Origin of the sequence: Cryobacterium sp. 10I1 (assembly GCF_035019805.1) — a bacterium.
GTDB classification, from domain to species: Bacteria; Actinomycetota; Actinomycetes; order Actinomycetales; family Microbacteriaceae; genus Cryobacterium; species Cryobacterium glucosi.
The window spans coordinates 1-9,290 of the sequence record NZ_JASJVF010000134.1 but is presented as its reverse complement, the minus strand read 5'-3'; the positions used below and the strand labels follow the sequence as shown (position 1 = coordinate 9,290).

Genomic DNA, 9,290 nt, shown 5'->3' with positions numbered 1-9,290 from the left:
CTGTAGCGGATGCTGATGACGGTTCCGGGGGCCACGGCCGTGAACGCGGGCCAGGCCAGGGTCTGCACTCCGCTCGCGGTGGTCACCGTCGGGTCGCCGAGGGGCCCGGCCGCGCCGCTCCCGATCGAGACCGTGCCTGAACCGGCGAGGTACACCCAGTTCGCGGGAAGGACATCCGTCGGGGTGACGGTCGCCGCGGTGCCCGCTCCGGTGTTCGTGAGCGTCAGCGTCCAGCCGAACGGGGTGTTCACGTATGCGGTCGCACCGTTGGTCGCGGTCTTGGCGAGGTCAATGTGCGGGAAGCGCGGGGTGACCGCCGCCGTCGCCGTCGGCGGGTTGGCCGTGTAGACCCGGCCGCCGGCCGCCAGGGAGGCGTAGCTCGTCACGCTCACGCTGTTCACGATCGCGCTGCCGGTGAGGCTCGGTGACGCGGCCAGCCTGGCGTCGAAGGTCAGGGTGACGGACGCGTTCTTGGCGATGGTCGGCATCGTCCAGGTGATGGTCGTGCCGGAGAGCACACCATTGCCGGAGATATTCGTCACGCTCGCAGGGTCGATCCCGGCGGGAAGGGTGTCGACGATGGTCACGGCGAACGCGTCGGACGTCGTTGCTGTGTTCGCGTTGGTCGCGGTGACGGTGTACGTGAAGGCCTGGCCGGGTTCCGGAGTGGCGTTGGAGACGGTCTTGGCGATTCTGAGCACCGGTTCGAGCACGGTGACGCCCGCGGATCCGGCCGGGCCGGTGCGGTCGAAGCCCGCTGCGGCATTGGCCGGATCGGACTTGGCCGTGTCGTTCCAGCGCGGAGCGGCCGTGTTGGTCAGCAACGTTCCCGCGGTGTTGGCGGGCGCCGTGGTGACGGTGCCGGTGACCGAGACGGTGACGGTGCGGTCCTCGGTCGCAGCGACGACGTCCCCGAGGAGCCAGCCGATCTTCTGGCCGGACGGGGCGAGGGTGAAACCGGGGCCCTTGGGCAGCGTGGCGATGCAGTCGACGGCGGTGGCGGTGCGGCAGGCGACCGTGGCGGAGCCTGCGGTCGCGGTCACGCCGGCTGGCAGGGTGTCGATGATGGATGCGTTGTAGAAGTTGACGTTCTTGGGCAGGGTGACGGTGATCGTGTATGCGACCGCGCCGCCGACCGCAACGGCATTCGGGGTGGCCGTCTTGACCGTCGTGGCGCCTTCGACCGTGACGACGGCCGACGCGGCGGCAGAGACGACGCGCTCGACGGCGGCGTTGTTCGCCCCGTTGCTGCTCAGGGTCGAGCCGGTAACGCTCGCCGTGTTGGTGTACGTGACGAGCCCGGCGGAGTTGGGTGCGACCCGTGCCGAATAGGTGAGCACGGTGGTGGCGGGGGCCAGGAGTGCACCGGTGCCGGGGAGCACCCAGCCGAGCCTGGTGGTTCCGGTGGCGCACCCGTTGGTGCCGTCCCCGGGCACGCTCGTCGTCGTCGGCGAAGCGGCAGGGGAGAGGAAGGCCGTCAGGGTCAGTCCCGCGGGCAGGCAGTCGACGACGATGGAGTCGTAGGCTGCGGGGCGGCCGGCGGTGTTGCCGGCCGTGAGAGTGAAGGTCACGATGTCATTGCCCTGGGCGGTGGGCTTGTCGACGATCTTGGCGAGGGTCGGCAGTGGGGTCACGACCGTGATGGCCTTGGCCGCCGTGCGCGGGGTCACCGCGGTCCCGCCGAGGGTGGCGTTGCTCGCGAAGGTCGCGGTGTTGGTGAGCGTTCCGGAGGCCAGACCGACGCCGACGAGCACGCCGGGCAGCGTCACCGTGAAGACCTGGTCCACGGCGGCGGTGTTGTCGAAGGTTGCAGGGAAGGTCAGGGCGCCGTTCGTCGGGTCGAATGAGCCGCCGGCCGGCACGCTCGACACTGTCGCGACGGTTCCGACCGGAATGGTCAGTCCGGCCGGGAGCGCGTCGGAGAGCTTTCCGTTGTACACGGTCGTATGAGCAGGAACCGTGACGGAGAAGGTGTAGTCGACGAGCTCCCCCGCGACGGCCTGGTTGGCGGTGTTGCCGGTCGCCACGATCCGGGACACGCCCGTCTTGGCCACGGCGGCGTCGGCGAGGCGGATCTGCGCGGTGGTGTTGGCCGGGAGCGCATTCCCGTCGGTGTCATGGGCAGGGTTCAACGAGCCCTTCGGGAAGTAGACCGTGTCGCCGCCCGCGGTGTTCGGCGAGGTGAAGGCGACAACGGATGCCGTATTCGGGAACACCGTCGACACGCTCACGCCGGTGGGAACCGTCACCGCATAGCTGAGCCGGGTGGCTGCCGCTCCTGGGGCGAGTGGACCCGGAACGGTCCAGACGATGACGCTGCGAGAGTTCGCCGGCACAGCATTTGTGGTCGGGTAGCCGGCATCACCGGGATTCAGACAGCTGCCGGCGGGCGTGATCGACGCGACGATCCACGTGGTGCAGGTGTAACCGGCGGGGAGGGCGTCCCAGACCTGTACGGCAGAGACCGGCACATCGGTGCCTGCGGCGGCCGTTCCGGTGTTCGCGACGTCGAGGGCGTACGTCACGACGTCGCCCTCTTTGACCTTGACGTCTGTTGCCGGCGCGGCCGGGGCTGCACCGTTGACGGCGGAGATCTTCTTGGCGAGGGAGACGGTGGGGGCAGGGGCGATCGCGTAGTCGACCTGGTCACGGAGTGCGAGCACGGCCCCTGCCGTGGATTCCTGGCGGTACTTCATCAGGTTCGCGGTGATGTCGACGACGGCGGTCGGCGACGTCGACGTGACGATGGCGCTCACGAAGAGGGTCAGGGTTGCGCCCTTGGCGACGTAGAGGTCGGTCGATCCGTTGTCCGGCGTGCCGAGGTTCCAGGCGGCGGGCAGGGTGCCTGCCGGGGTTGCCGACTCTGTGCCGGTTGCGGGGGTCACGGCGACGGTGCTTCCTGACGCGGGCGCGAAGCCGTCGAAGCTCGTTCCGACCGGGGTGAAGTCGGTGATGCGGGCGTTGCGGGTGCGGGTTGAGCTTGCGAACGCCACGGTCAGCTGGAAGCAGACCTTGTCGCCGAGGTGGTAGGTCGGCACCTGGGTGTCTGTGTAGTTGGGCGCGTTGACCGCGGCGGCGCAGTCAACGGCGGTGCCACCGGCGGCCGGGCGGGGAAGCACCTTCTTGGTGATGGTCGGGCTGGATGACGCGAGGCCGGCCGACGAGTCGTCTGTGACCGGCGTGCTGCCGAGGCCGGCGGTGACGTCGGTTGTCGTGCCGGTGATCCCGACGGTGTTGAGGAAGCTGTCTCCCGCGACGGTCGGCCCGCTTTGGCTGTCTCCGGCGTAGGTCGAAGACATCAGGGCGTCGTAGCCGATCGTGCGACTCGTGTTCACCGGGAGGCTCGTCGGGTTCGGCGTGAGCACGACCGTGAAACTGCCGTCGGCGTTGGCGACGACGCTGTTGACGGTGGCGCCCGTCACCGTGCCGCCTCCGGTGCAGCCGGCCGGCAGCTGACCGGCCCGCGGACCGGTCACCAGGACGGAAGCGGGCATGATCGGGCAGAGCCCGTTGGGAACGACGTCGGTGATCGTCATCGCGGAATCGGTGGTGTACTCACTCGATCGAAGCAGCAGGGTGAAGTGCGCGATGCCGTCGGCCACGAAGTCCGAGGAGTCCACGGATTTGACGATCGACAGGTCCATGGCCTTGACGGTCACGGAGTCGCTCGAGGTTGCGGCAGCATCCGCGGGAGTGGCGACGGGGCCGGTGTATGTGCCGGTGGCGACTGCGGTGTTCGTGAGGCCCTGGCCGGCGGCGGCTGGCGCCTCCTGGCGAGTCGATGCCCCGGTGTTGTTGTCCAGGTTGGCCGCCTGCAGGCGCGCGGCGGCGTTGGGCACCTGGCCGGCGGGCCACATCGTGTTGGCCTTCAGCGGGATCGCGGCCGAATAGGTGATGGTGCGGGTGGACCCGGCCGTGAGGGTGCCGAGGTTCCAGGTGACCTTCGTGAAGACCTGGCCGAGGAAGCCTGCTCGGTCGTTGACCGTTTCGACGAGCGCGGGAGTCGCGCAGGAGGGACCGCCGGTGGAGGAGCCGAGCGGGCCGCTGCCCGGGTACTCCTCTGTGCCTGCCGCACTGTTGTCAACACTGCCGCAACCGAGGAATTCGAGGCCGGCCGGGAGGTAGTCGACGAGCACGACGCCGGTCGTGGCGGCGACCCCGGTGTTCTTGGTGGTGATTGTGTAGACGGTGGCCTGGTCCTGTGCGCCGCGCATGAGTTCATGCTCGGGGCTCGGTTCGGTCTTGGTGACCTTGAGGGCGGCGACCTTCGTGGAAACGGGAGTGACGGCATCCGTGAATGCGAAGCTGCCTGCGACGACGACGCCGGTTGTCGGCGTGAACTTGGCGAGCAGTCGAGGGTCGGTCTGACCGTAGACGGCGGCATTGCCGGGGATGGGAGATCCGACCAGGAAGACGGAGGGGTCTGGCGTGATCCCGAAGGTGAGGCCGGTGGTGCTTCCGTGCACGAGGTCGGCGATGTTCGGCCAGATCAGCACCTGGTGGGTGACCGCCGGCGGCCCCACGACGTCGGTGATCGTCACGATCGTCGGGTCAGGGAGGGCCGGGCCGCTTGCCCCTGCCGTACTGCCGGGGACATAGCTCGCTCCGGCGGGCAGCTGGTACCGGAATGCGAGGTTGTAGTAGTCCGTTGTGCCGCCGGCAGGAGCCGTCGCGGTGAGACTCACGGTCGCGTTTTCGCCCGCGAGGATGGTCGGCGTGCTGCTGGCCGTGAGGGTGACGATCCCGGCAGCGGTCGCCGGGGCGACAATGGCGCCGACGGTCAGGCCGACGGCGACGAGCAGGCCGGCCAGGACGCTGGCCGTGATCCGCATGTGCGCCCGGGCCGGGGCGAGGAAACCGTGGTCGAAGAGGATCTGACGCTTTTTGTGGCGCGGCACGATGGCAGGGCGGAAAAGCGGCATGACGGGTACTCCAGGGTAAGCAATGCGAGCAGCGATGTTTCGGCGTACGCGGGGCATTTCGGGTGCCCGGGTACGCAGAAGCGTCCCTGTTGAGTACGTTTCCTAGAAGCTACCGGTTGCGCATCGCGCCGGTCAATCCCTCGGACGACCCCAGTGCGCGGCGGAGCTCACCCCAGAACGGGGCGGCACCGGTTCCGGCTCCGGCTCCGGCTCCGTGAGCGGGCTACTTGAAGCGGTGCTGAAGCACCCAGTCGTGCATTGCGACGGCGGCGGCAGCTGAGGCGTTGATCGAGCGCGTCGATCCGAACTGGCTGATCTCGAGCACGGCATCCGCCGCGGCGATCGCCTCGTCGGAGAGGCCGGGGCCTTCCTGGCCGAACAGGAGCACGCAGCGCTCCGGGATCGCGAAGGTTTCGATCAGCACGCTGCCGGGCACGTTGTCGATCGCGATGATCGGCAGGCCTTCGTTCGCCGCCCAGAGCACGAACGTGGCGACATCCGCGTGATGCAGCACGTGCTGGTACCGGTCGGTGACCATGGCACCGCGCTTGTTCCAGCGCTTGCGCCCGATAATGTGCACGGTGTCCGCGCCGAAGGCGTTGGCGCTGCGCACGATCGAGCCGATGTTCATGTCATGCTGCCAGTTCTCGATCGCGACGTGGAAGGGGTGGCGCTTCTCATCGAGATCGGCGACGATCGCGGCCATCGACCAGTACCGGTACCGGTCGATCACGTTGCGGGTGTCACCGTGCTCGAGGAGCTCGGGGTCGTAGAACGCCTCCTCCGGCAACTCGCCCTGCCACGGCCCGACCCCGTTCGTCGACAGCTCCACGGTCGGTACGGAAGCGGGGAGCAGCGGTTCAGTCACCGCTCCACCGTATCCCGCGCAGCGCCTGCCCCCGCCCCGCGCGCGTGCTCGTGCCCAGGGCAGGGCGAGCGCGCGTATAATTTCGGTATGCCTAAAAATGCTGGCGGCACGGTAGCGGATGCGGCGCGGACGCCGGCAGCACCCGCCCGGCTGGCGATGTTGCTCGGTCCCGCCATGGTCGCCGGCGTTGCCTACCTGGATCCGGGCAACGTGGCGAGCAATATGACCGCGGGCGCCCGGTTCGGGTACCTGCTGGTCTGGGTGGTGCTCTCGGGCAACCTGATGGCGTGGCTGATCCAGTACCTCTCCGCGAAGCTCGGGATCGTGACCGGGCAGAGCCTGCCGGAGATCCTCGGCAGCCGGTTCAAGCATCCGTTTCTGCGGCGGTTGTACTGGCTGCAGGCGGAGCTCGTCGCGATGGCGACCGACCTCGCGGAGATCATCGGCGGTGCGGTTGCGCTCTACCTGCTGTTCGGGCTGCCGCTGCTGCTCGGTGGCGTGATCACGGGCACGGTCTCGATGCTCGTGCTGACCGCGCAGGCCCGGCGTGGGGCACAGAGCTTCGAGCGGGTCATCGTCGCAATGCTGTGCGTGATCACGATCGGGTTCACCGCCGGGGTGTTCTTCGCCCCGCCGGACCCTGCGAGCGTGCTCGCCGGCCTCGTGCCGCGGTTCGAGGGCAGCAACTCGGTGCTGCTCGCGGCGTCGATCCTCGGTGCGACGATCATGCCGCACGCGATCTACGCGCACTCCGCCCTCGCCCGCGACCGGTTTCCCGGTGCCCACGACCGGCCGACCACGCACCGCCTGCTCTGGGCCACCCGCTGGGATGTGACCCTCGCGATGATCCTCGCCGGCACCGTCAACGTGGCCCTGCTCGTCGTCGCCGCCTCTGCGCTGCAGGGCATTCCGGGAACCGACTCGCTTCCGGGCGCGTATGACGCCCTGAAGTCGAGCCTCGGGCCGATCGTCGCGACGGTGTTCGCGATCGGCCTGCTCGCATCCGGGCTCGCCTCGACCTCCGTCGGCGCGTACGCCGGTGCCGAGATCATGCACGGGCTGCTGCAGCTGCGATTGCCGCTGCTCGTCCGTCGCCTCGTCACGCTGATCCCGGCGCTCATCATCCTCGGCCTCGGCCTCAACCCGACCGAGGCCCTCGTGCTGAGCCAGGTCGCGCTCTCCTTCGGGATCCCGTTCGCGCTGATCCCGCTGGTTTGGCTGACCTCGCGGCGGAGCCTGCTCGGCGAATACACCAACCGCTGGTTCACGACGCTGGCCGGGATCATCACCGCCATCCTGCTGGTCACGCTCAACGTCGTCCTGCTCGTGCTGATCTTCACCGGAGCATAGGGAGCGGCTCATGAAACACAACGGCACGAGCACCCCGGCGTCTGAGGACTACCTCAAGACCATCTATGCGCACACCGAGTGGCAGCCGGAACCGATCACCCCGTCGGCTCTTGCAGCCCGGCTCGGGATCGCTCCCTCCTCGGTCACGGAGATGGTGAAGAAGCTCGCGGCCGCCGGCCTCATCACGCACGTGCCGTACGGGCCTCTCTCCCTCACCCCCGTCGGGCTGCTGCGCGCGAGCGCGGTCGTGCGACGGCACCGCCTCATCGAGACCTGGCTCGTGCGCGAGATGGGCTACGACTGGGATGAGGTGCACGACGAGGCCGAGATCCTCGAACACTCCCTCTCGGACCGGCTGCTCGACGCCATCGACGAACGCCTCGGCCGGCCGGCGGTCGACCCGCATGGCGACGCGATCCCCGCGGCTGACGGCTCCGTCACCGCGCGCGCCGGGCTCGTCGCGGCCGAAGCCGGCCCCGGCCTCGTCGGCGTCGTCCTGCGGATCAGCGACCGGGATCCCGTCGTGCTCCGAGGCCTCGCACGCGACGGCATCGGGCCGGGAACCGTGCTCGCGCTGCTGGGACCGGGCGTCGTGCGACTGCTGAACGGCAGCATCCGCCACCTGACCGATGCGGAGGCCGCGTCGATCTGGCTCGATGCGGAGCCCACCGACGAGCCCCGCGCGGAATCGAAGCGATGACACCGACCAAACCCCGGAACGCTACTCTGGAGGGGAACCCGAGGAGCGCCGAATGACACGCCGTGACGAGATCGAATGCTGGCTCACCGACATGGACGGGGTGCTGGTCCACGAGAACAGCCCGCTGCCCGGGGCCGCCGAGCTTCTGCAGCAATGGAGCGACGCGGGAACGCCGTTCCTCGTGCTGACCAACAACTCCATCTTCACGCCGCGTGACCTGAGCGCCCGGCTGCGCGCCTCAGGACTCAACGTGCCAGAGGAGCGCATCTGGACCTCGGCCCTCGCGACCGCCGACTTCCTGAAGAGCCAGATGCCCGGCGGAACGGCCTTCGTGATCGGAGAGGTCGGCCTGACGACGGCCCTGCACGAGGCCGGGTTCATCATGACGGAGACGAACCCCGACTACGTCGTCGTGGGCGAGACCCGCAACTACTCCTTCGAGGCCATCACCAAGGCCATCCGCCTGCTGCTCGCCGGTGCGCGCTTCATCGCGACGAACCCGGATGCGACAGGGCCGAGCGCGGACGGCCCGATGCCCGCGACGGGCGCCATCGCCGCTCTCATCTCGAAGGCGACCGGCATGGAGCCGTATGTCGTCGGCAAGCCGAACCCGATGATGTTCCGCTCGGCGATGAACAAGATCGGCGCGCACTCGGAGAACACCGCGATGATCGGCGACCGGATGGACACCGACATCGTCGCCGGTATCGAGGCCGGCTTGTACACGCTGCTCGTGATGACCGGGATCAGCGACGAGGCCGAGGTCAGCCGTTACCCGTTCCGCCCGGACGAGATCATCTCCGGCGTCGACAAGCTCGTGTCCCTCGAACCCGTCGAGTCCGACGAGATCTAGCCCACCCCGCGTCACCCCGCGTCGCCCATCCGGTTGGCGCGTTCCGAATTCAGGAGTTGAGCGCGTCCCCACCCGAACAGGGCGGATGCGCGGCACTCGTCTGGGGCCCTGCCTCGGCTCGCAGGGCTCGACTCCTGGATTCGGCACAGCGACGAACGAGGAGCCGGGAGTTCCTGCGGCTAAGCGGTCGGGCCGGGGCCGGCGAGGCTCCCGGTGATGCCGTCGCCGGAGGACCGGCTCACGAAGCAGAAGTACTGGTGCGGGGCATCCGCCCACTGTGCAGCAGTGATCGGGTAGCTGCCCTGAACCTGCACATCGGGATACGCCGCCGCAGCGGTGAGGTCGATCACGCCGGGCGCGCTGCAGAGCAGGTTGATCTGCGCAGCAAGCGCCGCCTCGCCGGGGAACGGAGTCGTCGCGTCCCCGGGGAACAGACCGCGATAGACGAGCTGCGCCTGGTGCGGGGCCGCGCAGTCGGCGACCGTGAAGGTCTCCTCCCACGGGGAGACGTAGGGCTGCAGGCATTCGCCGCCGAACAGGGTCTGCCAGGCGTGCACGCCGACCGGCTGCGCAGCGGCGTGGAGCACACCCACTTCG

Annotated in this window: 5 protein-coding genes and 1 pseudogene; 3 read left to right on the top strand and 3 right to left on the bottom strand. The window is 69.0% G+C overall.

All coding sequences use genetic code 11. The features are described from left to right. Both QN345_RS12080 and QN345_RS12075 read right to left on the bottom strand, forming a co-directional pair. On the bottom strand, window positions 1–4,922 hold a 4,922-nt coding region (locus tag QN345_RS12080; protein ID WP_323508684.1), incomplete at its 3' end, for an isopeptide-forming domain-containing fimbrial protein. 223 nt (window positions 4,923–5,145) lie between these two features. Then, window positions 5,146–5,790, bottom strand: coding sequence for a TrmH family RNA methyltransferase (locus tag QN345_RS12075; RefSeq protein WP_322189132.1), 645 nt, complete (start codon window positions 5,788–5,790; stop codon window positions 5,146–5,148). 87 nt (window positions 5,791–5,877) lie between these two features. Here QN345_RS12075 and QN345_RS12070 point away from each other — a divergent pair, with 87 nt between their 5' ends. Genes QN345_RS12070 through QN345_RS12060 form a run of 3 tightly spaced genes read left to right on the top strand, consistent with a single transcriptional unit; the run spans window position 5,878 to window position 8,693 of the window. Then, window positions 5,878–7,140, top strand: coding sequence for an Nramp family divalent metal transporter (locus QN345_RS12070; RefSeq protein WP_134446207.1), 1,263 nt, complete (start codon window positions 5,878–5,880; stop codon window positions 7,138–7,140). Between the two features lie 10 nt (window positions 7,141–7,150). Further along, complete coding sequence (locus QN345_RS12065) at window positions 7,151–7,840, top strand: metal-dependent transcriptional regulator (RefSeq protein WP_134561951.1); 690 nt, start codon at window positions 7,151–7,153, stop codon at window positions 7,838–7,840. Window positions 7,841–7,892: 52 nt separating this feature from the next. Further along, window positions 7,893–8,693, top strand: coding sequence for an HAD-IIA family hydrolase (locus QN345_RS12060; RefSeq protein ID WP_134446205.1), 801 nt, complete (start codon window positions 7,893–7,895; stop codon window positions 8,691–8,693). A gap of 179 nt (window positions 8,694–8,872) precedes the next feature. On the opposite strand, the pseudogene QN345_RS12055 reads toward QN345_RS12060, so the two are convergent. After that, window positions 8,873–9,290: pseudogene (locus tag QN345_RS12055) on the bottom strand (large membrane associated protein); the annotation flags it as partial.

Coding starts and splice junctions, on each gene's coding strand:
- QN345_RS12070 (WP_134446207.1), top strand. CDS start 5,878: ATGCCTAAAAATGCTGGCGGCACGGTAGCGGATGCGGCGCGGACGCCG.
- QN345_RS12065 (WP_134561951.1), top strand. CDS start 7,151: ATGAAACACAACGGCACGAGCACCCCGGCGTCTGAGGACTACCTCAAG.
- QN345_RS12060 (WP_134446205.1), top strand. CDS start 7,893: ATGACACGCCGTGACGAGATCGAATGCTGGCTCACCGACATGGACGGG.